The following is a 26,898-nucleotide window of genomic DNA, read 5'->3' on the forward strand; positions in this document are numbered from 1 at the left end:
AGGATACCTGAAACCGATCCGTCTCACGAAACCCGGCGGCCAATGTCCGACGCGGCCAACCGGAAGTCATAAAGGCAAAAACAAGCCTGGACATGACAATGTCAATAAGTTTACATTTATCATAAATTAAATCCACTGCCCGGCATTATCCGGCCAGGCCAAAAGTTAAAACCGCCGGGAACTGATTCCGTCGTGGCACTGCCATGTTGAATTCACATACCGCCTGTTTATTTTGTTCGTTGTAAAAATATACTAATCAGAAAAATCCACCTTTGCCCGCAGTCCATCGGCGAAACATCGAATTAGCCAATAACGGCGGCCTCCCGCCCCCTCTCCGCCCGTCCCCGTTTAGAGCATTTCTACCACACACACACTGTCCAAAAGCATGGTCAATTCGACTTGAAAATTTTGTTTTTCAGTCATCCACCCCCCATTTTCATTCAATAAACGCCGATTGCAAGACGCCAGGAAAATCTGCATATCTCCTTTTTTATCAATGATATGTATGTCCACTTCAGGACATTCACGCCTCGCCTTGCAACGCAAACATCATAAAAATACCAAAACATAGATGTCATACAAGCTTGTTTTAGCATGCTGTATTGTTTCTACGTTATCGCTGAGACATTCATGCCAAAACAAGAGAATAGAACAAAGACATTTTTATTACGGGCTGTATTAGCGATAACTGAAATAATAAAAACCAGCAATAAAGTTCACCTTCAAACTATTTGAATGAAAAAAATATTACAAAAAACAAACAAACCATACCTCTGACTATGCCGCTAGAAATTCGGCCCAAATAATGGCGCAACTCCTATGAATCATCCGCAACCGTCTCAATCGACCAACGCTTCTGAAAATTGTTCCGCCCCGTCGCGCCAACCAGAACGCGTCGCCATCATCGGTGCCGCCTGCCGCTTTCCCGGCGCCAACAATCTCCAGTCGCTCAAAGCCCTGCTGCTGGAAGAACGCGAAGCCGTGGACCAGATCGCCATAGACCGCGGCGCCATCGCTGCGGACGGCGTGAGCCGGGCCGGTCTGATCGACCCGCCGGATGGTTTCGACCCGCCATTCTTCGGCATCGCCCAGCGCGAGGCCAACCAGATGGACCCGCAGCAGCGCCTGGTGATGGAGCTGGCGGTGGAGGCGCTGGAATCCGCCGGCATTCCGCGCGCCAGCCTCGCCGGGAGCCGCACCGGCGTCTACATCGGCATTTCCACCTTCGACTACAGCCGGCTGCAGATGAACGAGGGCCAGGATCTCGACCTGTACGCCGGAACCGGCAACGCTTTCAGCATCGTCGCCAACCGGCTGTCCTACTTCCTCAACCTGTCCGGCCCGAGTCTGGCGGTCGATACCGCCTGCTCCTCGTCGCTGACCGCCACCCACCTCGCCATTCGCGCGCTGCGCGCCGGCGAGATCGACCTCGCCATCGCCGGCGGGGTCAACCTGCTGCTGGCCCCCGACCTGATGAAGGTTTTCGCCGGCGCCAAGATGCTGTCCCCCGATGGCCGCTGCAAGACCTTCGACGCCGCCGCCGACGGCTATGTGCGCGGCGAAGGCGCCGGCATCGTCGTCCTCAAGCGCGCCAGCCAGCTGCAACCGGAGCGGGAACGCGCGCTTGCGCTGATCGCCGGCAGCGCGGTCAACCAGGATGGCCGCACCAACGGCCTGACCGCGCCCAGCGGCCCGGCCCAGGTAGGCGTGATCCGCGACGCCCTGGCCGACGCCGGCCTGCGCCCCGCCGATATCGACGCGGTGGAACTGCACGGCACCGGCACCCCGCTGGGCGACCCGATCGAAGCCCAGGCGCTGGGCGAGGTCTTCGCCGCCGACCGCGAGCAGGCGCTGGCGGTCGGCTCGATCAAGACCAATATCGGCCATCTGGAAGCCGCCGCCGGCATCGCCGGCCTGCTCAAAGGCGTGATCGCGCTGCGCGAGGAAACGCTGCCCAGATCGCTGAACTTCCACCAGGCGAATCCGGACATCGATCTGGACCGGCTGAAACTGGCCGTCGCCGGCGCGCCGGTGCCCCTGCCGTCGGCGCGCCGCCCCGCCCGCATCGGCGTCAGCAGCTTCGGCTTCGGCGGCACCAACGCCCACCTGATACTGGAAGCCGCGCCGGCGCAAGCGCCGCGCGCCGCCGAGGCCGAACACGGCGCCGGCTGGCTGCTCCCGCTCAGCGCCGCCTCCGCCGAAGCGCTGCGCGCGCAAGCCGCCCAATACGCCGCCCTGCTGGAGCGGGACGACGGCGCGTCGCTGGCCGACATCGTCCACACCGCCTCGCTCCGTCGCGATCACATGGACCACCGGCTGGCGGCCTGCGGCGACCGCGCCGCCATGGCCGCCGCCCTGCGCGCCGCGGCCACCGGCCGAACGCATCCCGGACTGTCTCTCGGCCGCCGGCCCGCCGCCGGCGCCCGCAAGCTGGCCCTCCATGGCGGCTCGCCGGCGCTGCGCGCCGCGCTCGCCGACGCCGGCGTCGCGGCCGACACCGAACTGGACGGCCCGTCCGACGCATGGCAGCAGCAGCTGCAGGGCCGCTGGGACATCCTGACCACCGGTCTCGACGACGCGGCCGCGCTGCCCGAAAGGCTGCGTCTGCTGGCCGCTCCCGCCGAGGCCGTCGCCGCGCTCGGCCTGCTCTACACCTACGGCCACGAGTTGGACTGGCAGCGCATCCAGCCGACCGGCGCCCTGACCGAGCTGCCCGCCTATCCGTGGCAGCGTCGCCGGTGCTGGTATGGCGACCAAGGCCTGGCCGCGCGGATCACCGACCGGCCGCGCCATCTGCTCGCGCTGGCCGCCGCCAGCGCCGAAACGCTGACAGCCCAAGCCGAACAGGCGCTGCGCGACGGCGCCCAACTGCCGCCCGACGCGCTGGCCGACTTCTGTCACGCCGCCAACGCCAAACTGGCCGGGCAGCCCTGGCGCGCCAGCGTCGGCGCCGCCGATCCGGACGAGTTGCGCCGCGGCCTGCAACAACTGGCCGCCAAACCCCAAGCGGCCCCCGCCCCGGCCGCCGCGCCCGGCGTGGTGTTCCTGCTGACCGGCCAGGGCAGCGCGCTGGCCGGCGCCGGCGCCGAACTCTACGCCAGCCAGCCCACGTTCCGCGACGCCATCGAGCACTGCTCCGCGCTGCTCAGGCCGGTGCTGGACGTTTCCCTGTCGCGGCTGCTGTTCGACCGCTCCCGCGGCGACGCGCTGCTGCAGAACACCCGCTACGCCCAACCGGCCTGGGTGGCGCTGAGCTGGTCGCTGGCCCAGCTGTGGGCCGACTGGGGCGTGCGCCCGGCGGCGCTGTTGGGACACAGCCTCGGCGAATACACCGCCGCCGCGCTGTCCGGCATGGCGACCATCGAGCAGATCCTGCCGCTGGTGGCGGCGCGCGGCGCGCTGATGCAGGTGACCGCCGGCGCGGCCGGCATGATGGCGGTGAAGGCCTCGGCGGAACAGCTGCGCGAACTGGTCGCCACCCACGCCGGCAGCCTGGCGCTGGCGGCCGACAACGGCCCCGCCAGCTGCGTGCTGTCGGGCGCGTCCGACGCGCTGGCCCAGGCGAAGCAGACGCTGGACGCCCAGGGCATGCGCTGGCGGATGCTGGACGTCTCCACCGCCTTCCACTCGCCGCTGCTGGACCCGGTGCTCGCGCGCATGGCCGCGCTGGCCGCCCCGATAGACTGGCAGACCGGATCGGTGCCGGTGATTTCCAACCTCAGCGGACTGCCGCACATCGCGGCGCCCGAGGGCGCCTACTGGGCGGCCCACGCCCGCGGCACCGTCCAGTTCCGCCAGGGGGTGCAAACCCTGCTGGCGCAAGGCCACAAGCTGTTCCTAGAGCTGGGCCCGCGGCCGACGCTGAGCGCGCTCGGACGCGGCGCCGGCGGCGAGCTGGACGTCAGCTGGCTCAGCTCGCTCGACGGCGCCGGCAACGACTGGCAGGCCATGCTCGACAGCGCGGGCGCCCTGCACAACGCCGGCGTCGATCTCGATTGGACCCGCTTCGACCAGCCTTACCGCCGACGCGCCCTGTCCGCGTCCGCCACCTCATTCCCCATTCCATCTTCGCTGGAGCCAGCCATGCCACACGTCAACAGCCCCCTGGACCTCCCCTCCACCGCTCAGGCAGCCTCGGACGAACGCGTGCGGCAAGTCCGAGCCGACCTGGTGCGGCAAATCGCCAAGGCGCTGGGGGAATCGGAAGCCGACCTGCAAACCGACCGCCTGTTCATCGAGATGGGCGCCGACTCGGTGATGCTGGCCGAGGCGATGCGCGGCATCCAGGCCAGCTACGGCGTCAAGATCAGCGCGCGCCAACTGCTGAACGAACTGAACACCATCGACCGCCTCAGCGTGCACCTGGCGGAACAGACCGCGCCGCAGCCGGCGCAGGCTCCGCTCGCCGCCGCGCCGGCGCCGGCCATCGTCCCGACCGCCCACGCGATGAGCGGCGACGTCAACGCGCTGTTCCAGCAGCAGCTGAATCTGGTGCAACAAGTGATCAGCGGCCAGCTCGCCGCGCTCGGCGGCGTACCCCAGGCCGTCCCGGCGCCGGTCCGGCCGGTGGCCGCGGCCATCGCCGCCCTGCCCGCCGCCGCCGGCCATGCGCCGTCCGCCAAGGCCGCGCCGGCCCGCGCCGCCGGCTCCTCTCAGCAGCAAGCCGCGCATTTCGCCGCCTTCTCCCAGGCCTATATCGCCCGCACCGCCACCTCCAAGCGGCTGGCCGACGAGCGCCGCGAAAGACTGGCCGACGTGCGCGCCTCCGCCGGCTTCCGTCCGACGCTGAAGGAAATCGTCTACCCGCTGACCGGCAACCGCGCCGACGGCGCCCGGGTATGGGACGTGGACGGCAACGAATACATCGACATCTCGATGGATTTCGGCGTCAACATCTTCGGCCACGGCGCGCCGTTCCTGAAGGCGGCCTTGCACGAGCAGGCCGACAACAGCCTGGCGCTCGGCACCCGCTCCACGCTGGCCGGCGAAGTGTCGACGATGCTGTGCGAGATGACCGGCATGGACCGCGTGCTGTTCTGCCAGTCGGGCAGCGAATCGCTGATGACCGCGCTGCGCCTGGCGCGCCTGCTGCGCGACCGTTCGCGCGTGGCGGTGTTCCGCAAGTCCTACCACGGCCACTTCGACGGCCTGTTGGGCGACCGCTCAGCCGTCGGCGACGCCACCGAGCCGGTGGCGCCGGGCATCCTGCCGAACTTCGTCTCCGACCTGCTGATGCTGGACTATTGCGACGACTCCGCGCTGCAGGCGATAGAGGCCAACGCCGACCAGCTGGCCGCCGTGCTGGTGGAGCCGATGCAAAGCCGCGTGCTGGACGCCCAGCCGCGCGAATTCCTGCACAAGCTGCGCGAAGTGACCCGCCGCCACGGCATCCTGCTGATTTTCGACGAAATGATCACCGGCTTCCGCTGCGCCCCCGGCGGCGCGCAGGAAGTGTTCGGCGTGGAAGCCGACCTGGTCACCTATGGCAAGACCATAGGCGGCGGCGTGCCGATGGCGGCGCTGGCCGCGCGCGGCTCGCTGCTGGACGGCATAGACGGCGGCATCTGGCGCTTCGGCGACGATTCCGCCCCCGACGCGACCACCACCTTTTTCGCCGGCACCTTCAACAACCACCCGCTGGGCCTGGCGATGGCGCACGCGGTGCTGAAGGAACTGAAGCAGCGCGGCCCGGCCTTCCAGCAATCGCTGACCGATCGCACCCGCCAGCTGACCGAGCGCCTGAACCAGTACTTCCAGGACGAGAAGCTGCCGCTGTCGATGATCCACTTCGGCTCGGTGTTCCGCTTCAAGCACGCCGGCAACCTGGACCTGTTCTACTACCATCTGCTGCACCGTGGCCTCTTCGTCTGGGAGGGCCGCAACTGCTTCCTGTGCGACGCCCACGGCCAGCAGGAGATCGATTTCATCGTCGACAAGGTGATCGACTCCATCGAAGCGCTGCGCGCCGGCGGCTACCTGCCGGCGCGTCCGGCCGGCGCCGGCCTCGCCGCCGGCGAAGCGCCGCTGTCCGACACCCAGCGCCAGATCTGGCTGGCCTCACAGCTGGACGACTCCGGCGCCGCCGCCTACTGCGAAACCGTCGCGCTGGAATTGGGCGGCGCCATCGCGCCGGCCCAGCTCGAACGCGCGCTGGCCGAGCTGTCCGCCCGGCACGAGGCGCTGCGCACCACCGTGCATGGCGACAAGGGCATCCAACGCGTCCATGCCGAGCTGGCCATCCCGCTGACGCTGGACCAGGGCGACGACGGCGACGGCTGGCTGCGCGCCTTCGCCGCCGCGCCGTTCCCGCTGGAAAGCGGCGGCCCGCTGCAGGCCGGCCTGTTCCAGCAAGCCGACGGCAAGCCGGTGCTGGCGCTGCGCGCCCACCACATCCTGATCGACGGCTGGTCGCTGGCCTTGGTGCTGGAAGAGCTGGGCGCGTTGCTGGATCCGGCGGGCCGCTCGGCGCTGGAGGCGGCGCAACCGTTCCGCCGCCAGCTGGAGTGGCTGCTGTCGGCGCGCGACGATCAGGCCGAGGCCTTCTGGGGCCAAAGACTGGCCGACGCGCCCGAAGCGCTGCCGCTGCCGCGCGCGTCCGCCGCCGACGACGGCCAGCAAGCCCGCTGGCAGGGCGAGCGGCTGCGGCTGCCGGTGCCGGACGACATCGCCAATGCGCTGACCCAGCTGGCGGTGCGGCAGAAGGCCACGCTGTTCACCACCACGCTCAGCCTGACGCTGGCGCTGTTCCACGCGCTGTTCGACCGCGACGACATCCTGCTGGGCGTGCCGACACACGGCCGCCTGGACGGACTGGAGCGCATGGTGGGCCAGGCGGCCCAGATCATGCCGCTGCGTTCGCGCCTCGCGCCCGGCGCGCGCTTCGAGCAATTGCTGGAAGCGGTGGACACCGAGCTGGAAGCGATGTCCGAGCACCAGGCCTACCCGCTGGCGCGCCTGCTTGAGCCGGTACTGGCCGGCGGCGAGCGTCCCGGCGCGTTGACCGTCACCTTCAACCTGGACCGCGTGCGCCAGAGCGAATTCGCCGGCCTGCCGGTGACCCTGCTCGACGCGCCGGTGTCCGGCGTCAAGTTCGACCTGGCGATCAATCTGATGCAGACGCCGAAGGGCTGGCTGCTGGACATGGACTACCAGAGCCGCCGCTACCGCCGCGAGGATATCGAGCGGCTGGCCGGGCGCTGGCTGGACTGGGCCGCGCGCGTCGCCGCCGATCCGGCCGTCGAACTGGAACGCGCCAACCCGCTGCCGGCCGCCGAGCTGCGGCAGGTGCTGCACGGCTTCAACGCCACCGCCAACGACAAGGCCGCGCTGCCGGTGCCGCAGCGGATCGCCCGCCAGGCCGCGCTGACCCCCGACGCCATCGCCGTCACCGCCGACGGCCGCCACATCGACTACCGCACGCTGGACCTGGCGGCGCGCACCATCGCCAGCGAGCTGGTCAACCACGGCGCCGGTCCGGAGAAAATCGTCGCGGTGATGCTGCCGCGCTCGGCCGAACTGGTGGCCACGCTGCTGGGCATCTTCTACACCGGCGCCGCCTACATGCCGATCGATCCGGACGAGCCGACGCTGCGCCGCGAGGAAATCTTCGCCGAGACCCAGCCGATCGCGCTGGTGACCGACGCCGCCATCGCCTCGCGCCTGGCGGTGGGCTGCCCCGCCATCATCGTCGAATCGCCGGAAGAGCTGGCCGCCGGCTGGCCCAGCACCGCCGACGCCTGGGTCAATCCGGCGCCGGTCGAAGCCGGCGACCTGGCCTACGTGATCTACACCTCGGGCTCGACCAACAAGCCCAAGGGCGTGCTGTGCACCCATGGCGGCCTGGCCAACCTGATGCAGTGGACCACCGAGCGCTTCCCGCTGGACGCCTCGGACGCGGTGCTGCAAAAAGCGCCGTACACCTTCGACATCTCGCTGTGGGAGCTGTGCTGGCCGCTGCTGGCCGGCGCCCGCCTGGTGGTGGCGCCGCCGGAAACCCACCGCGATCCGGACTACCTGGCCCGGCTGATCGCCGCCGAACAGGTGACCGCCGCGCAATTCGTGCCGGCGATGCTGGAAGCCTTCGCCGCCACGCCGGCGGCCCGCGAATGCCGTTCGCTGCGGCATCTGTTCGCCGGCGGCGAGGCGCTGCTGCCGTCGCAATGCGCCGCGGTGCGCGAACTGGGCCTGCCGGCGCTGGAACTGCACAACCTGTACGGCCCCACTGAAACCACCATTCTGGTCACCCATTGCCAGCTGCGCGCCGACGAGCTCGGCCCGGTGCCCATCGGCTATCCGGTGGCCAACACCGCCATCCGCATCGTCGACAGCCGCGGCCGCCCGGTCGGCGTCGGCGTCGAGGGCGATTTGCTGATCGGCGGCGCCCAGCTGGCGCGCGGCTATCTGAACCGTCCGGAGCAGAACGCCGCCGCCTTCATCGAAACCGTCGCCGGCGACGGCGCGCCGCAGCGGCTGTACCGCTCCGGCGACCGCGCCCGCTGGCTGGACGACGGCGCCGTCGAATACCTGGGCCGCGTCGACAACCAGATCAAGCTGCGCGGCCTGCGCATCGAGATCGGCGAAATCGAGCACGCGCTGCGCGCCCATCCGGCGATCCAGGAAGCGGTGGTGGACCTGCGCGGCGACAGCGCGGCCACGCAGCGGCTGCTGGCCTGGATCGTGCCGCGCCAGCAGGCGGAAGTGCTGCAGGCCGGCGACTGGCAACAGGCGCTGCGCGAATACCTGGCGCAAAGGCTGCCGATCTACATGATCCCGGCGCAGTTCGCCGCGCTGGCCGCGCTGCCGCTGAGCCGCCACGGCAAGATCGACCGCGGCGCGCTGATCGAGCCGCGCCCCGACGCCGGCGCCGTCCAGGCGCCGCGCACGCCGGTGGAAGCCGAGCTGCTCGACTACGCGCGGCAGACCCTCGCGCTCGAGATGGCCGGCGTGGAAGACAACTTCTTCGTCGCCGGCGGACAGTCGCTGGCGGCCGCGCAACTGGTCACCTGGGCGCAGCAGCGCTTCTCGGCGCGCCTGGCGCTGAAGGACTTCCTGCTGAAGCCGACGCTGGCGCAGCTGGCGCTGCTGATCGGCCAGGCCGAGCCGGCCGCGGCTGACGACGAGGGCGGCCTGCGCAGCCGCGAGCGCCGCCGCGTGCGACGCGATCAGATCGAAAACGAAACCCTGGGCGGCGCCGACAAATGAGCGCTCATCAAGACACGACAGGCAAGGCAACGGATATGCAAGACAACAGCATGGAAAACGAAGTTTTCCTGTGCGACGCATCGGCGGCACAACAACGCTTGTGGCTGGTTTGCGGCCTGGAAGGCGAACGCAGCAACTACACCATCGCCGGCGCGCTGCGCCTGTCCGGCCCGATGCGGCCCGAGGCGCTGCAGCAGGCTCTGGACGACTGTCTGGCGCGGCACGAGACCCTGCGCACCGGTTTCGTCGACGTCGACGGCGTGCCGATGCAGGCGATAGAGCCGGCCGCCGCCCTGCCGCTGGCGCGCGTCGACCTGGGCGCGCTGCCGGCAGGCGAGGCCCTGAGCCAGGCGCTGGACGGCGCGGCCGAGCTGGCGCGCCAGCCGTTCGCGCTGGATCGCCCGCCGCTGCTGCGCGCCGCGCTGTTCCGCCTGGCCGACGACGACTGGCTGCTGGCGCTGGCCATCCATCACATCGTCTGCGACGGCCCGTCGCTGGGCCTGTTGATGCAGGACCTGGCCCGCGCCTACGCCCACCGCCTGGACCCGGCCCAAGCGGCGCTGGCCGAGCTGCCGCTGCAATTCGCCGACTTCGCCGAATGGCAGCAGGAGCAGCTGAGCAGCCCGAAAAGCGAGGCGCTGCTGGCGGCCTGGGAGGCGCGGCTGGCCGGGGTGCCCGACCTGCAGCCGCCGACCGACTTCCCCCGCCCCGCGCTGCGCGAGGCCAAGGGCGCGCGCCACGAGCTAGACCTGCCCGCCGATGTCCGCGCCGCGTCCGCCGCGCTGGCCCGCGAACTGGGCACCACGCCGTTCGCCGTGCTGCTCGCCGCCTGGGGCATGACGCTGGCCGGCTGGACCGGCCAGGACGACTTCGCCATCGGCAGCCCGGTCAGCGCGCGCAATGATCCGGCGCTGGCCGAGGTGGTGGGCATGTTCGCCGAAACCTCGGCGCTGCGCTTCAAGCTGGACGGCGATCCCAGCGTCGAGCAGGCGCTGCTCGCGATGCGCGACGTCTGGCGCGATTCGCTGGCCTTCGCCGGCGCGCCGTTCGACCGCCTGGTGCAGCGTCTGCGCCGGCCGCAGGACCGCAGCCGCACACCGCTGATCCAGACCATGTTCTCGCTGAACCCGCCGGCGCTGCCGCTAGACATGGCCGGCCTGCGAACCGAGACGCTGTCGCTGCCCGATGGCGACGCCAAGGCCGACCTGTCGCTGGAAGTGGACGAGACCGGCGACGGCTACGCGCTGACGCTGGACTACGACAGCGCGCTGTTCCGCGCCGAAACCATCGCCTGGCTGGCCGAGCGCTACGCCGCGTTGCTGGCCCAGCTGCCGACCGCCCGCGCCCAGCCGCTGCGCGCCCTGCTCGCCGCCGCGCCGGCCCAGCGCCTGGCCAACGCCGCCGAGCGCGAACAGCTGGACCGCTTCAACGACACCGCGCTCGTCCTGCCCGACACCCCGCTGATCCATCGCCAACTGGCGCGCCAGGCGGCGCTCACGCCCGATGCGCCGGCGCTGTGGCATGACGGCCGGCAGATGAGCTTCGCCGAACTCAACCGCCAGGCCAATCGGCTGGCGCACCATCTGCGCGCGCTGGGCGTGGCGCCCGACAGCCGCGTGGCCCTGCATTTCGAGCGCGGCTTCGACCAGCTGATCGCGCTGTGGGCGGTGCTGAAGGCCGGCGGCGCCTACGTGCCGCTCGACCCGCTCTACCCGCAGGAACGACTGGAATTCATGCTCGCCGACTGCGGCGCGCAGATCCTGCTGACCGACAGCGAACTGGCGCCGCGCCTGGCCGGCGCCGCCGCGCGCATTCTGGCGCTGGATTCGGCGGAACTCGCCAACGCGCTGGCCAGCCTGCCGGACAGCGATCCGGACGACGCCGACGTCGGTCTCGGCGCCGACCACCTCGCCTACGTGCTTTACACCTCGGGTTCCACCGGCCAGCCTAAGGGCGTGATGGTGGAACACCGCTCGCTGCTCAATCTGCAGGCCGCGCTGCAGCCGCTGCTGGCCGCGCTGCAGCCGGGCAGCCGCCACAGCCTCAACGCCCCGATATCGTTCGACGCCTCGCTGGAACCGCTGCTGCAACTGCTGGGCGGCCATTGCCTGTACATCATCCCCAACGAGCTGCGCGCCGACGCGCCGGCCCTGCTGGCCTTCCTCAACGAACACAAGCTGGACGCGCTGGACTGCACGCCGGCGATCATGGAGCCGCTGCTGGCCGCCGGCTTCGGCGACGGCGGCCATGTGCCGCGCTGCGTGCTGATAGGCGGCGAAGCCATTTCCGAACATACCTGGAAGCGGCTGCGCGCCATCGACGACTGTCTGGTCTACAACACCTACGGCCCGACCGAGTGCACGGTGGACTCCACCTACTGCGAATTGCACGAAGCCGGCGAGATGCCGCACATCGGCCGCCCGATGGCCAACACCCGGGTCTACCTGCTGGACGAGGCCGGCCGCCTGCTGGCCCCGGGCGAGGTCGGCGAGCTCTACATCGCCGGCGATTGCGTGACACGCGGCTATCTGAACCGGCCCGAATTGAACGCCGAGCGCTTCCTGGCCGACCCGTTCCGCCCCGGCGAGCGCATGTACCGCAGCGGCGACCTGGGCCGCTGGCTACCGGACGGCTCGCTGCAATACCTGGGCCGCAACGACCTGCAGGTGAAGATCCGCGGCCAGCGGCTGGAGCTCGGCGAGATCGAGGCCCAGCTGTGCCGCTGCGACGGCGTGCGCGACGCGGTGGTGATCGTCCTCGAGGACGCACCGGGCGACAAGCGGCTGGTGGCCTACCTGGTGCCCACCGCCGGCGCCGCCCCCAGCGCCGCGCAGCTGCGGGAAGAGCTGGCGCGCACCTTGGCCGAAGTGATGCTGCCCAGCGCCTTCGTGACGCTGGACGCGCTGCCGATGACGCCCAACGGCAAGGTCGACCGCCGCGCGCTGCCGGCCGTCGGCCAGCAGGATCTGGCGCTGCAGGCCTACGAGGCGCCGCAGGGCGAGATCGAGACCGCCATCGCCGAGCTGTGGCAGGAGCTGTTCGACATCGACCAGGTCGGCCGCCACGACGACTTCTTCGCGCTGGGCGGCCACTCGCTGCTGGCCACCCGCGTCGCCTCTCGGCTGGGCAAGCGCTTCGGCATCCGCCTGCCGATGACCACGCTGTTCGACTCGCCGGCGCTGCGCGCGCTGGCCGCCCGCATCGCCGCGGCGCTGGCGCTGACGCGCGGCCTGGCCGCAACGCCGGCCGCCGCCGCGCCGCTCGACTCCGCCGACGGCGCGCCGCTGTCCGCCTCGCAGACCGGCATGTGGTTCATCCATCAACTGGCGCCCGCCAGCACCGCCTACGTGCTGTCCGGCGCGATCCGGATCGACGGCCCGCTGCGGCCCGAGCTGTTGCAACAGACGCTGGACCTGCTGCTGCAGCGCCATGAGATCCTGCGCAGCCGCTTCGACCAGATCGACGGCGAGCCCCGCCAGTTCGCCGAGGCCGCCGCGCCGCTGGCGCTGCCGGTCGAAGACCTGGGCCAGCTGGACGAAGCCGCCCGGCAGCGGACGCTGCGCGACCGGCTGGAGACCGAGGCCCGCACGCCGTTCGACCTGACCCGCGCGCCGCTGCTGCGCGCCCGCTTGTTCGCGCTGGCGCCGCAAAGCCACGCGCTCAGCCTGTCGCTGCACCACATCGTCGCCGACGGCTGGTCCATCGGCATCCTGTGGCGCGAACTGGCGCAGATCTACGCCGCGCTGGCCGCCGGCCGGGAAGCCGATCTGCCCGCCGCCCCGCGCTACGCCGACTACGCCCGCGCCGAGGCCGCCCGCCTGCACGACGAGCAAAACCAGGCCGACCTGGCCTACTGGCGCCAGGCGCTGGCCGACGTGCCGGCGCTGGAGTTGCCGCTGGACCACGCCCGTCCGCCGCAAACCGACAACGCCGCCGCCGAACACCGCTTCATCTTGCCGGCGGCGCTGTGCGCCCAAATGGACAAGCTGGCGCAGCAGGCCGGCGTCAGCCGCTTCATGGTGATGCTGGCGGCGTTCCAGATGCTGCTGGCGCGCTGGAGCGGCCAGCGCGACTTCGCCGTCGGCGTGCCGGTGTCCGGCCGCGACGGCCTGGACGTGCACGACACGGTGGGCTGCTTCGTCAACACGCTGGCGCTGCGCGCCGACCTGTCCGGCGACTGCGACTTCCTGTCGCTGCTGGCGCGCACCAAGGCCAGCAGCCTGCAAGCGTTCTCCCACCAGGGCCTGTCGTTCAAGCGCCTGGTCGACGAATTGCGCCCGGCGCACGACGTCGACCGCACGCCGCTGTTCCAGGTGCTGTTCAACTACCAGCACACCGACCATCACCGCCACGCCGTCGACGGCCTGCAAATGGAAGCGCTGGCGGTGGACGCCGGCGCCGCCCAGTTCGAGCTGGGCCTGTACGTGGAGGACGACGGCGCCGAAATCGCCGCCAGCCTGGTCTACCGCACCGACCTGTTCGCGCCGCGGCACATCGCCCGCATGGGCGCCGCGCTGCAGATGCTGCTGGAAGCCGGCGCAGAGCCGGCCCGCTCGCTGTGGCTGGCGCCCATCGTCAGCGACAGCGACCGCGAACTGGTGGCGGCCTGGAACCACACCGACGTCGACTTCGGCCCGGCCGTCCACATCGACACCCTGGTCGCCGAGCAGGCGCGGCGCACGCCGCTCGCCTGCGCGGTCGAAGCCGAAGACGGCTCGCTCGACTACGCCTCGCTGATGGCCCGCGCCGACGCGCTGGCCGTCCGCCTGCGCCGGCTGGGCGCCGGCCCCGGCAAGCTGGTGGCGGTGCACCTGCCGCGCGGCCGCGATCTGCCGATGGCGCTGGTCGCCATCCTGCGCAGCGGCGCCGGCTATCTGCCGCTGGATCCCGACCTGCCGCACGAGCGCCTCTCCTACATCGTCGAGGACGCCGCGCCGGTCGCCATCGTCGCCTATCCGGGCAGCACCGGCTGGCTGAGCGCCCCGCTGCCGGAAGTCGCGCCGGTCGACGACGGCGAAGCCGAGCCGCTGCCTCAAATCGCGCGCGGCGTCGACGATCTCGCCTACGTGATCTACACCTCCGGCTCCACCGGCAAGCCCAAGGGCGTGCTGGTGCCGCATGTCGGCGTGGTCAACCGCCTGCTCTGGGGCCAGTCGGCCTTCGGCCTGGCGACCGGCGACAAGGTGCTGCAGAAGACCAGCGCCAGCTTCGACGTGTCGGTATGGGAATTCTTCTGGCCGCTGGCCAACGGCGCCACGCTGGTGATGGCCCGTCCGGGCGGCCAGCGCGACCACGAATACCTGAGCGATCTGATCGAGGCCAGCGGCATCACCCACATGCACTTCGTGCCGTCGATGCTGGCCGTCTTCCTGGCCGAGGTCGACGCCGCGCGCTGCGCCTCGCTGCGCCAGGTGTTCACCAGCGGCGAAGCGCTGCCGCCGCAGCTGCGCGACCGCTTCCACGACTGGATAGACCACGCCCGGCTATTCAATCTGTACGGCCCGACCGAAACCAGCATCGAGGTGACGATGTGGCCGTGCGCGCCGAGCGAGCGCGGCCAGCCGCAGCCGATCGGCCGCCCGATCGCCAACACCCGCATCCACATCCTCGACGAAAGCGGCATGGAGATGCCGGTGGGCGTGCCCGGCGAGATCTGCATCGCCGGCGTCCAGGTGGCGCACGGCTACCTGAACCGGCCGGAGTTGAGCGCCGAGCGCTTCCTGCCCGACACGCTGGACCACCGTCCGGGCGGCCTGCTCTACCGCAGCGGCGACATCGGCCGCTGGCGCGACGACGGCTCGGTCGAATACGTCGGCCGCCGCGACAACCAGATCAAGCTGCGCGGTTTCCGCATCGAGCTCGGCGAAATCGAATCGGTGCTGCGCCAGTATCCTGGCGTCGGCGACGCCATCGTGCAGGTGGCAGGCCATGACGCCGAGTCGCAGCGCCTGGTCGCCTTCCTGCTGGCGCCGAACGGCGGCATCGAGGTGGCAGCGCTGCGCCGCGACATCTCCGCCCGCCTGCCGGAAATCATGATTCCGGCTGTCATCATGCCGCTGCCGGCCTTCCCGCTGACCAGCAGCGGCAAGACCGACCGCCGCGCGCTGCTGGCCCTGCTGGCGCGGCCGACCGCCGCCGCCGGCCGCCGCCACGGCCCCGCCGGCGAGGTGGAGCGCCAGCTGTCGGCGATCTGGTGCGAAGTGCTGGGCCTCGCGTCCATCGACACCCGCGCCAACTTCTTCGAAGCCGGCGGCAACTCGCTGCTGATGATCAAGGTGCACTCGCGGCTGAAGGCGCTGTTCGACCCGGCGCCGACGCTGGTGGACCTGCTGCGCCACCCGACCATCGCCGCGCTCGCCGCCCATCTGACGCCCGACGGCCAGCAGCGGTCCGCGCCCCAGGCCGCCGCGGCAAGCCGCGCCGACGGCGACGACGCCATCGCCATCATCGGCATGGCCGGCCGCTTCCCCGGCGCCGACAGCGTCGAAGCCTTGTGGGACAACCTGTTGGCCGGACGCAGCGGCGTGCGCGAAATCAGCCGCGAAGAGGCGCTGGCCGACGGCGCCGACCCGGCGCTGCTCGACCACCCCGACTACGTGCCGTTCGCCGGCGTGCTGGAAGACATAGACCAGTTCGACGAAAAGCTGTTCGGCTACAGCCCGGCCGACGCCGCGCTGATCGACCCGCAAGGCCGGCTGCTGCTGGAAACCGCCTGGGAGGCGCTGGAAAGCGCCGGCCTCGATCCGGCGCGCGCCGGCGGCCGCATCGGCATGTTCGCCGGCGGCTCGGTCAGCACCTACGCGCTGGGCGTGCTGAAAAACTACGCGCTGGCCGACAGCGAGCTCTTGCGCGCGCTGTTCTCCAACGACAAGGACTACCTGGCCAGCCGCACCGCCTACAAGCTGGGCCTGACCGGTCCGGCCATCGGCGTGCAGACCGCCTGCTCCACCTCGCTGGTGGCGGTGTCGCTGGCGATCCGCTCGGTGCTGTCCGGCGAGTGCGACGCCGCGCTGGCCGGCGGCATCTCGGTGGCCGTGCCGCAACGTGTCGGCTATCTGTACGAGGAAGGCTCCATCCTGTCGCCTGACGGCCGCTGCCGCGCCTTCGACAACGCCGCCGCCGGCACCGTGCCCGGCAACGGCGCCGGCCTGGTGGTGCTGAAGCGCCTGTCGCGCGCGCTGGCCGACGGCGACCCGATCCGCGCGGTGATCCGCGGCGTCGCCATCAACAACGACGGCGACGACAAGGTGGGCTTCTCCGCGCCGTCGGTCGCCGGCCAGGAAGACGTGCTGCGCGCCGCGCTGCGGAACGCGGGCCTGCGCGGCGAAGACATCGGCTACGTCGAGACCCACGGCACCGGCACCCGCCTGGGCGACCAGGTGGAGCTAAGCGCGCTCGGCGCCGCGCTGGGCAAGGACGGCGGCGCCTGCCTGATAGGCTCGTTGAAGTCCGGCATCGGCCACCTCGACGCCGCCGCCGGCGTCGCCGGCCTGATCAAGGCCGCGCTGACGGTGGAACGCGGCGTCATCCCGGCCAGCCTGCACGTAGAAGAACCGAACGCGCTGCTGACCGAAACCGCCAGCCGCTTCCAAGTGGCCACCGCCGCCCAGGCCTGGGCCCCGGCCCAGCGCCCGCGCCGCGCCGGCGTCAGCTCCTTCGGCATCGGCGGCACCAACGCCCACTGCATCGTCGAACAGCCGCCGCGCCTCGAAACGGCGACCGGCCCGGCCGGCGCCCAGCTGATCGCGCTGTCCGCCAACGACGGCGACAGCCTGGCGCGGCTGAGCGAACGGCTGCAAGCCGCGCTGTCGGCGCCCGGCGCCGATCTGGCCGCCATCGCCTGGACGCTGCAGACCGGCCGCCGCGAACTGCCGTGGCGCCTGGCCGTGGCCGCCGACGACGCCGCCTCCGCCGCCGAGGCGCTGGCCGGCGCGACGCCGCCGCGCGACGCCGCGGCCGCGCCGGAACTGCTGTTCGCCTTCCCGGGCCAGGGCAGCCAGCGCGCCGCGATGGGCGCCGGCCTGTTCGCCGAGGAGCCGCTGTTCCGCCAGACGGTGGAAACCTGCCTCTCGCTGCTGGACAAGGAGCTGGCCGCCACGCTGCGCGCCGCGGTCTTCTCGCCGCAGCCGCCGGCCGACGCCGACGCGCTGCTGGCCCGCACCGACATCGCCCAGCCGGCGCTGTTCATCATGGAGTACGCGCTGGCGACGCTGCTGCAGGCCTGGGGCCTGCGCCCCAGCGCCCTGGTCGGCCACAGCCTCGGCGAAATCACCGCCGCCGCGCTGGCCGGCGCGCTGCAACTGGGCGACGCGCTGCGGCTGGTCGCGCTGCGCGGCCGGCTGATGCATGACAGCCCGGCCGGCGGCATGCTGCAGGCGGCGCTGTCGGCCGACGCGCTGCGGGCGATGCTGCCGGCCGAGCTGGCCATCGCCGCCTGCAACGCGCCGGAGTTGACCGTGGTCGCCGGCGCGGCGGAGGCGATCGACCGCTTCGCCGCCGTCTTGAGCGAGCAAGGCGTCGACCATCAACGGCTGGACACCGGCTACGCCTTCCACTCGCCGCTGATGGACGAGGCCGCGGCCGCGTTCGCCCGCCAGCTGGACGGCCTGCGGACCGCCGCCCCCAGCCTGCCCATCCTCACCAATCTGAGCGGCGACTGGCTGAGCGCGGAAGATGCGCTGGACGCCGGCCGCTGGGCGCGGCAAATCCGCCAGCCGGTGCTGTTCGCCCAGGCGCTGGAACAGGCGCGGCAGCGCGGCGCGCTGGTGCTGGAGGTCGGCCCCGGCCGCACGCTGGCCGCCTTCGCCCGCCAGGCCGGCGTCGCCGCCGTGGCCGCGCTGCCGCGCGCCGGCGCCGAAAACGGCCGCCGCGCGCTGTTGGCCGCCGTCGGCCAGCTGTGGCAGGCCGGCTGCGCGCCGGACTGGCGCGCGCTGCAACACGCCGAGCCGCCGCGCCGCGTGCCGCTGCCGAGCTATCCGTTCAACCGCAAGCGCCACTGGCTGGCGCAAAGCGCCGCCGCGCCGGTCCAGGACCGGTCCGGCGCCCATCTGGCGCTGCTGGACTGGCGCTATGCCGAGGCGCCGGAAATGCGGCCGCTGCAACGCGCCGCCATCGTCGGCGGCGACGCGGCGCTGGCCGAGGCGCTGGCCGGCAAGCTGCGCGCCCGCGGCGTGGAAACCCATTGCTGGCGCGAGCTGCCGCCGCAGCGCGACATCGAGCTCCTGGTGGCGCTGACGCCCGACTTCGACGCGCTGGCGCGGCTGGCCGGCCAACTGGCGAGCCAGCCGGCCCGGCTGCTGGTGGTCACCCGCAACGCGCAGCTGGACGACGAGAACGCCGACGCCGACGCCGCGATGACCGCCGCCGCCGCGCTGGCCATCGGCCAGGAGCTGCCGGAATTGGCGCTGCGCCAGGTCGACCTCGCCGGCGGCGATCCGGTCCGGCGGCCGCGCCAGCTGGCCGCGCTGGCCGACGAATGCATGGCGGCCGGACCGGCGGTGCTGGTGCTCAGCGACGGCCGCCGCCGCGCGCCCAGCCTCTGCCCGCTGGATGTCCCGGCCGCCCCGGCCGCGCAGGCGGGCGCCGTGACGCTGATCACCGGCGGCTTCGGCAATGTCGGCATGGCCTTCGCCCGCCGTCTGGCCGCCGCCGGCGCCGCCAAGCTGGCGCTGCTGGGACGCCGCGTCCCGGCCGACGACGATCCGCGCCTGCAGGCATTGCGCGCGCTCGGCGCCGAGGTGCTGCCGCTGGCCGGCGACATCGCCGAAGCCGGCGTCGCCGGCCAGGCGGTCGAGGCCGCGCTGGCGCGCTTCGGCAGGCTGGACGCGGTCATCCACGCCGCCGGCATCGCCGGCGACGCCGCCCACCGCCCGATCCTGGAGACCGAGGCCGCCGAAAGCGCCGCCATCTGGGCCGCCAAACGCGACGGCAGCCTCCATCTGGCCGCGGCGCTGCAAGGCCTGCCGCTGGACCATGTGCTGCTGTGCTCGTCGCTGTCCACCGTGCTGGGCGGCCTGGGCTTCGCCGCCTACGCCGCCGGCAACCGCTGGCTGGAAGTGTTCGCCGAACGGCAAAGCCGCGGCGGCGACACCCGCTGGCTGGCGCTGGCCTTCGACGGCTGGCGCTTCGACGAGCCGGCCGGCAACGATCCGGCGCTGAGCGAGGAACAGGGCGTGGCGCTGGCCGAACAGGCGATCGCCGCCGGCCTGAGCGGACGGGTGCTGGCCAGCGCCGGCCAGCTGCAGGACAGACTGGCGCGCTGGACCGCGCGCGACGGCGAAGCGGAAGCCGCGCCGACCGCGCCGGTCGACGTCGCCGGCTACGCCAACCCGACCGAAGCCATCGTCGCGCAGGCCCTGGCCGAAACCCTGGCCCTGCCCGGCATCGGTCCCGACGACAATTTCTTTGAACTGGGCGGCGACAGCCTGGTCGCCACACGCGTCATCGCCAAGCTGCGCGGCGCCACCGGACTGCCGCTATCGGTGGGCCTGGTGCTGCAGGCGCCGACCGTGCGGCTGCTGGCCGCCGCCATCGCCGCGCTGCAAGGCTCCGCCGCGGCCATCGCCGACGACGCGGAAGAATACGAGGAGGGAGCATTATGAGCGCCGAAGCCATACGCCTGCTGGCCGAACTGAACAGCCTGGGCATCAGCGTCTGGGCGGAACAAGGCCAATTGCGCTTTCGCGCCCCGAAGGGACGGCTGACCGAGCCGCTGAAGGCCGAACTGGCGGCGCGCCGCGAAACCTTGCTGGCGCTGCTGGACAAGGACGCGGCGGCGGAATCCGCCATCGTCCGGCGCGACATGCCCGCCGGCCAGCCGGTGCCGCTGTCGCCGCAACAGCACGCGATCTGGATGGCCGAGCAGAACGGCGGCGGACACGCCTTCCTGATCCCCGGCGCCCTCAGCCTGAACGGTCCGCTGGACGCCGGCGCGCTGCGCGCCGCGCTGCAGGCGCTGGTGAACCGCCACGAGGCGCTGCGTTGCGCCATCCGGCTGGTAAACGACGTCCCGATGCAGCTGGCGCTGCCGGCGGTGAGCTTCGAGCTGCCGCTGACCGATCTGTCGGCGCAGGACGAGGCCGAGCGCGAAGCCAGCGTCGCCGCGCAGCTGGCCGCCGAAGCCGAGCAGGCCTTCGATCTGTCCGCCCCGCCGCTGCTGCGCGCCAGGCTGCTGCGCCTGGCGCCCGAGCGCCATGTGCTGATCCTGACGCCGCACCACATCATGTCCGACGGCTGGAGCATAGACATCATGGTGCGCGAGTTGAGCCGGCTGTATCGTCCGGGCGCGGACGCCGCGCCCGAGGCGCTGGGCCCCGCCCCGCTCGGCTATCCCGACTTCGCTCTGTGGCAGGACACGCGCCGCAGCCAGGGCGGCGACCGCGCCGATCTGGACTACTGGCGCCGCGCGCTGGCTAATCTGCCGGCGCCGCTCGAGCTGCCCAGCGACCGCGCGCCGGCGCCGGACATCGATTTCGCCGGCGCCGAACTGCACGCCGAGCTGGACGCCGCCACCGCCGGCGGCCTGCGCCGGCTGGCCAGGCAGGCCGGCACCACGCTGTTCAGCGCGCTGACCGCCGCCTTCGCCGCGCTGCTGCACCGCTACACCGGCGAGACCGATCTGACGCTGGGCACCGCCATCGCCGGCCGCGGCCGCGCCGAGCTGCAGGACGTGATCGGCCTGTTCGCCGGCCGCCTGCCGCTGCGGCTGGACCTGGACGGCAATCCCTCGTTCGCGCAGCTGTTGCGCCGCGTGGCCGACACCGCGGCCGAGGCCTTCTCCCACGCCGAGGTGCCGGCCGAGCGCATCCTGGCCGAGGCCGTGGCGCCCGACGCCCGTCCGGCGCTGTTCCAGGTGATGATCGCGCTGCAGAACGCCGTGCAAAACCGGCTGGACTTCGCCGGCCTGGAAGTCCAGCCGCTGCCTATCGCCGGCCATACCGCCAAGTTCGAGCTGTTCCTGGCGGTGGACGAGGCGGACGACCGCCTGGCGCTGGCGCTGGAATACAGCACCGCCCGCTTCGACGAGCCGGCCATGCGGCGGCTGCTCGACCATCTGCTGCGCCTGACCGCCGCCGCGGTGGCGTCGCCTGAGCGGCCGCTGTCCGAACTGACGATGCTGGACGCCGACGAGCGCCGGGCGCTGCTGGCCCCCCGGCACAGTCCGAAAACCTGGGACGGCGCCGGCGATCTCTGGCGGCGCTTCCTGCAGGCGGCCGACGCCCATCCCGAGCGCCCCGCGCTGATCTTGCCCGCGCAATGGCAGCATGCCGGACCCGACGCCGAGCTGAGCTACGGCGAGCTGCGCGACCGGGCCCATGCGCTGGCCTGCCGCCTGCTCCGCTCCGGCCTCCGCTCCGGCGAGATCGTCGCGCTGGCCGGGGACCGTTCCGGCGGCTTCATCGTCGGCATGCTGGCCATCCTGGCCGCCGGCGGCGGCTATATGCCGCTGGCGCCCGACCTGCCGCCGTCCCGCGTGGCGGAAATGCTGGAAGACTCCGGCGCCGCCCGCCTGGTGTTCAGCGACGACGCCGGCGCGGCGCTGGCCGGCCATTTCGCCGAAGCCTTCGACGCCCGCGCCGCCGCGCCCGGCGACGACGCGGCCGAGCTGCCGGCTATCGACGCCGCCTCGCCCGCCTACGTGATGTTCACCTCCGGCTCCACCGGCCGGCCGAAGGGCGTGGTGGTCACCCACGGCAACGCGCTGCACTTCGTCGCCAATATGCCGACCTCCCCAGGCAGCGGCCGCGAGGTCTTCATGCAGTTCGCGCCGTCCGGTTTCGACGCCTCGGTGATCGAGATCTGGAGCGCGCTGCTGACCGGCGCCCGGCTGGTGATCGCCCCGCCCGGCCTGCCCAGCCTGGACGCGCTGGCCGATCTGATGGAAAGCCGGCGCGTCAACGTCGGCTGGCTGACCGCCGGCCTGTTCCACCAGATGTGCGAAGCGCACCCGGCGATGCTGTCGCGGCTGGACCATCTGCTCAGCGGCGGCGACCGGCTGTCGGTGTCCGCGGCGCGCGCGGTGCTGGCGCAAGGCGGCCCGGTGCGGGTGTACAACGCCTACGGCCCGACCGAAACCACGGTCTTCGCCACCCTGCACCGCATCCTGCCGGCCGATGTCGGTCCCGACGCCCGCTCAGTGCCGCTGGGCAGCGCCCACGGCGATGCCCGGCTCTACATCCTGGACAGCCGGGGCGAGCCGGTGCCGGCCGGCGCCGTCGGCGAGCTGTACATCGGCGGAGCCGGCGTCTCCGCCGGCTACATCAAGCGCCCGGACCTGAGCGCCGAGCGCTTCCTGCCCGATCCGTTCAACGACGCGCCCGACGCCCGCATGTACCGCAGCGGCGACCTGACCCGCCTGCGCGCCGACGGCCTGCTGGAATTCGTCGGCCGAGCCGACCGCCAGGTGAAGATCCGCGGCTTCCGCATCGAGCCGGCCGAAATCGAAACGCATCTGCAGGAGCATCCGGCCGTCTCGCAGGCCGCGGTGGAGCCGCAGAAACAAGGCGGCATCCAGCGCCTGGTGGCCTATGTGGTGGCGACCGCGCCGCTGAGCCTGGACGACGTCCGCGACTTCCTGGCCGCGCGCCTGCCGGAGCACATGATCCCCGGCGCGCTGGTGACGCTGGACGCGCTGCCGCTGACCCGCAACGGCAAGCTGGACCGCCGCGCGCTGCCCGCGCCCGCCGCCGAAAGCTCGGGCGGCCGGGACCAGCAGCCAGCCAGCGCCGAGGAGCGCCTGCTGGCCGCGATCTGGCGCGACGTGCTGCAAGCGGAACGGGTCGGCCTCGACGACAACTTCTACGAACTGGGCGGCGACTCCATCATGGCGATGCAGGTGGCGATGCGGCTGACCCGCCAGGACTGGGAGCTGCGGCCGCAGGACATGCTGCGCCACCCGACCTTGCGCGCGCAAAGCCGCCTGCTTCGCCGCAAGGCCAAGGCCCTGGCCCGGCGCGAATTCTCGCAGCCGCTGCCGCTGACGCCGATCCAGGACTGGTTCTTCCAACTGCCGCTGGCCAAGCGCGACCACTGGAACCAGGCGCTGCGGCTGGCGCTGGAGCCCGCCGCGGCCGAACGGCTGGAGGCGGCGCTGACCGCGCTGGAACAGACTCACGACGCGCTGCGCCTGCGCTTCAGCCAGGACGGCGGCGTCTGGCGCCAGTTGCCCGCCGCCGAGGCCGGCCCGCGGCTGCGCCGCGAGCGGGTGGCCGACGAGGAACAGGCCGGCCGGCTGATCGCCGACGCCCAGCGCAGCCTGGACATCGAGCACGGCCCGGTGTGGACCGCGCTGCTGCTGGAAGGGCTGGGCGACTGGCCGCAACTGGTGCTGATCGCCCATCACCTGGTGGTGGACGGCGTCTCCTGGCGCATTCTGCTGGAAGACCTGGCGCTGGCGCTGCAAGGCCGCGAGCTGACGCCGCCGGCGCTGGGCCTGTGCGACTGGGCCGCCCATCTGGCGGAACAGCCGGCGGCCGAGCCGGCCGCCGTCGAAGCCGCGCCGGCCCTGCCGCCGCTGGACCATCCGCAAGGCGGCAATCTGGAATCGCAAACCGCCGTTTCCAGCCTGCTGCTGCCGCCCGACGTCGCCGCCCTGCTGCTGGGACCGGCCAATACGCCGTACCGCACCGAGCCGACCGAGCTGCTGCTGGCCGCCATCATGCTGGGACTGCGCGACGCCTTCGGCCGCGAAGCGCTGACGGTGGCGCTGGAGCGGCACGGCCGCGAAGCGGACGGCATCGACCTGTCCGGCACCGTCGGCTGGTTCACCGCCATCGCCGCGGTGCGGCTGGACCTCTCGGCGGCGCAGACGCCGGGCCAGGCCCTGCTGGCGATCAAGCAGAGCGTGCGCACCGCGCCGCGCCGGATGCGCAACGGCGACGGCCGCTCGCCGGCGGTGGCGTTCAACTATCTGGGACGCTTCGACAACACCCTGCCGCCGGGCGGCCCGTTCCGCGCGCTGGACGCCGACAGCGGCGTCTGCACCGACCCCGCCGGCACGCGCCCCTACGCGGTGGAAATCGTCGCCAGCGTGGACGCCGACGGCCTGCGCGTGGACTTCCGCCACAGCGCGGAACAGCTTGAGTCCGCCACCGCCGCCGCCTGGATGGACGCCACCCGCGCCAATCTGCTGGCGATGGCCGCGCTGGCCGGCGCCGACGCCGCCGGCGGCCGCGCGCCCTGCGACTTCCCGCTGTCCGGCATAGACAGCCAGCGCGAGCTGGACGATTTGCTGGCGGAACACGCGCTGGCGGCGCAGGCGCTGGACGATCTGCTGCCGGTCAGCGCCCAGCAGCGCGGCATGCTGCTGGAAAGCCTGGCCCACCCGGGCCGCGGCATGCACGTGGAACAATTCGTCGCCACCTTCGCCGGTCCGCTGGAGCCGGCGGCGCTGGAGGCGGCCTGGAGCGGCCTGATCTCCCGCCACGAAACGCTGCGCAGCGGCTTCATCTGGCGCCACGACGGCGAGCCGCTGTGCGTGGTGCACCGCCAGGCCGCCGCCGACTGGCGGCATCTGGACTGGCGCGCCGACGACGACGCCGGCGATGAAGGCCGGATCGGCGACTGGCTGGCGGTCGACGCCGCCGCCGGTTTCGCCGGCAGCGCCGCGCCGCTGCGTTTCGCCACCATGCGTCTGGATGACGAACGCTGGCTGTTCGTCTGGACCTATCACCATGCGCTGCTGGACGGCTGGAGCGTGGCGCGCCTGCTGGCCGAGGTGCTGGAACCGGCGAGCGGCAAGGCCGCCCCAGCCAGCGCGCGCGACCACGCCCGCTGGCTGGCCGGCCGCGACCGCGAAGCCGCGGCGGCCTTCTGGCGCCGCTACCTGGCCGACGCCGCCACACCCAGCCTGCCGGGCCGCCGCGACCCGGAACTGACGCCCGGCCAAGGCTATGCCGACCTGCGCCAGACCCTGGACGCGGCCCGCGCCGAAAAGCTGGAAACCCTGGCGCGCCGCCATCGCATCACGCCGGCCATGCTGGCCCAGGGCGCCTGGGCGCTGACGCTGGCCTGGGCCTCCGGCCAGGACGATGTGGTGTTCGCCTCCACCGTGTCCGGCCGCCCCACCGAAATAGAGGGCAGCGAGGCCTGGGTGGGCCTGTTCATCAACAGCCTGCCGCTGCGGCTGGCGGTGCCGGCGGCCGGCGACGCCTGGCGCTGGCTGGAGCAACTGGGCGAAAACGGCGCCGAGCGCTCGCAATACGAATGGTGCGCCGGCGGCGACATCCACGCCTGGTCCGGCCTGCCGCTGGGCCGCAGCCTGAGCGACACCCTGATCATTTTCGAGAACTACCCCAACACCCCGCAGCAGCCGGTTTCCGGTGACGCCGCGCGCCTGGTGTCGGTGGCGGGCCGCGGCGCCCGCACCCACTTCCCGGTCACCCTGCTGATCATGCCGGGCGACGGCTGGCGCTGCGAATTCGTCTGCGACCAGCAATACATCCCGGCCGAGGAGGCGGCGCGCCTGCTGGACGCCTTCATCCGCCTGCTGGACGTCCTGGCCGACGAGGACGCCGCGCTGGACGGCGTCCGCGCCGCCCTGCCGCAGCAGCCGCCGCGGCTGTGCCGCCAGCCGGAACGCGTGGTCCAGCCGCCGCGCACCGCGCTGGAGCTGGAGATCGCCAGGCTGTGGGAAGACCTGTTCGCGCTCAGCCCGATAGGCGTGGACGACAACTTCTTCCTGCTGGGCGGCCACTCGCTGCTGGCGCTGGACCTGATGGCGCGGCTGCGCGCCCGCTTCGGCCGCCGCGTGCCGTTCACCGCCTTCCTGTCCGAGCCGACCGTGGCCGGCCTGGCCCGGCTGCTGGCCGGCGACGAGCTGCAGGGCGGCGTCAGCCTGCTGCCGCTGGCCGCCCAGGGCCGGCCGCTGTTCCTGATGCCGGGCGCCAGCGGCAATCCGCTGGCCTATCTGGAACTGGCGCAGGCGCTGGAGGGACGCTACGCGCTGGTGGGCGCCCAGCCGGACATGGCGGACCGCGGCGAGGAGCTGACGATAGAAGCCGTGGCCACCGACCTGGCGCAGGCGATCGCGCGCCACCAGCCGCAAGGCCCGGTGCTGCTGGCCGGCCACTCCTTCGGCTCCGCCGTCGCCTTCGAAACCGCGCGCCTGCTGGCCCGCCAGGGACGGACCGTCGGCGCGCTGGTGCTGATCGACACCCCGGTGCCGGACGGCGGCGCCGAGTTCGCCGGCTTCGACGAAATCGACTGGATCGTCTCCATCGCCGACGCCGCCGGCAGCTATTTCGGCCAGCCGATAGACCTGGCGCCGGAAGCGCTGTCGCCGCTGCCGTCCGATGCCCGCCGCGAGCTGATGCTGGAGCGTTTCAAGGCGGCCGGCGCCTTGCCGGCCGGCGCGTCGCGGCAGGTGATAGACGACTTGCTGGCGACTTACCAGAACAGCATCGCGGCGTTTTCCGCCTACCGTCCGACCTATTGGGACGGCGCGCTCAGCGTGATCCGCAGCGCGCAGGACCATGGCATCGACGACCCGACGCTGGGCTGGGGCGGGCTATGCCGCGAGATCGGGATGACGGCGGCGGCGCCGGGCGATCACATCTCGATGGTGGCCGCCGCCCATGCGGCGGAACTGGCCAAGCGGATCATCCTGTGTGTAGACAGCGCGCTGACGGCGGGACAGGCGCGAGACAAGGAGGCGGCGGCGACAGCGTGAGCGCCCGATCCAGGCAGCACCCAGACCAA

General features: G+C 72.0%; 3 protein-coding genes. All 3 read left to right on the top strand.

The features are described from left to right. The first annotated feature begins 819 nt into the window (after positions 1-819). Genes CXB49_RS14070 through CXB49_RS14080 form a run of 3 tightly spaced genes read left to right on the top strand, consistent with a single transcriptional unit; the run spans position 820 to position 26,869 of the window. Complete coding sequence (locus CXB49_RS14070) at positions 820-9,201, top strand: non-ribosomal peptide synthetase/type I polyketide synthase (RefSeq protein WP_158300866.1); 8,382 nt, start codon at positions 820-822, stop codon at positions 9,199-9,201. Positions 9,202-9,251: 50 nt separating this feature from the next. After that, positions 9,252-19,802 (top strand): non-ribosomal peptide synthetase/type I polyketide synthase, encoded by a 10,551-nt coding sequence (locus CXB49_RS14075; protein ID WP_158300867.1) that lies wholly within the window; start codon positions 9,252-9,254, stop codon positions 19,800-19,802. Then, on the top strand, positions 19,799-26,869 hold the full coding sequence (locus CXB49_RS14080) for a non-ribosomal peptide synthetase (RefSeq protein ID WP_101708992.1): 7,071 nt from the start codon (positions 19,799-19,801) through the stop codon (positions 26,867-26,869). The genes CXB49_RS14075 and CXB49_RS14080 overlap by 4 nt, the downstream gene beginning before the upstream one ends. The last annotated feature ends 29 nt before the right edge of the window (positions 26,870-26,898 follow it).

The organism is Chromobacterium sp. ATCC 53434 (assembly GCF_002848345.1).
In the GTDB taxonomy this organism is placed as follows: Bacteria; Pseudomonadota; Gammaproteobacteria; order Burkholderiales; family Chromobacteriaceae; genus Chromobacterium.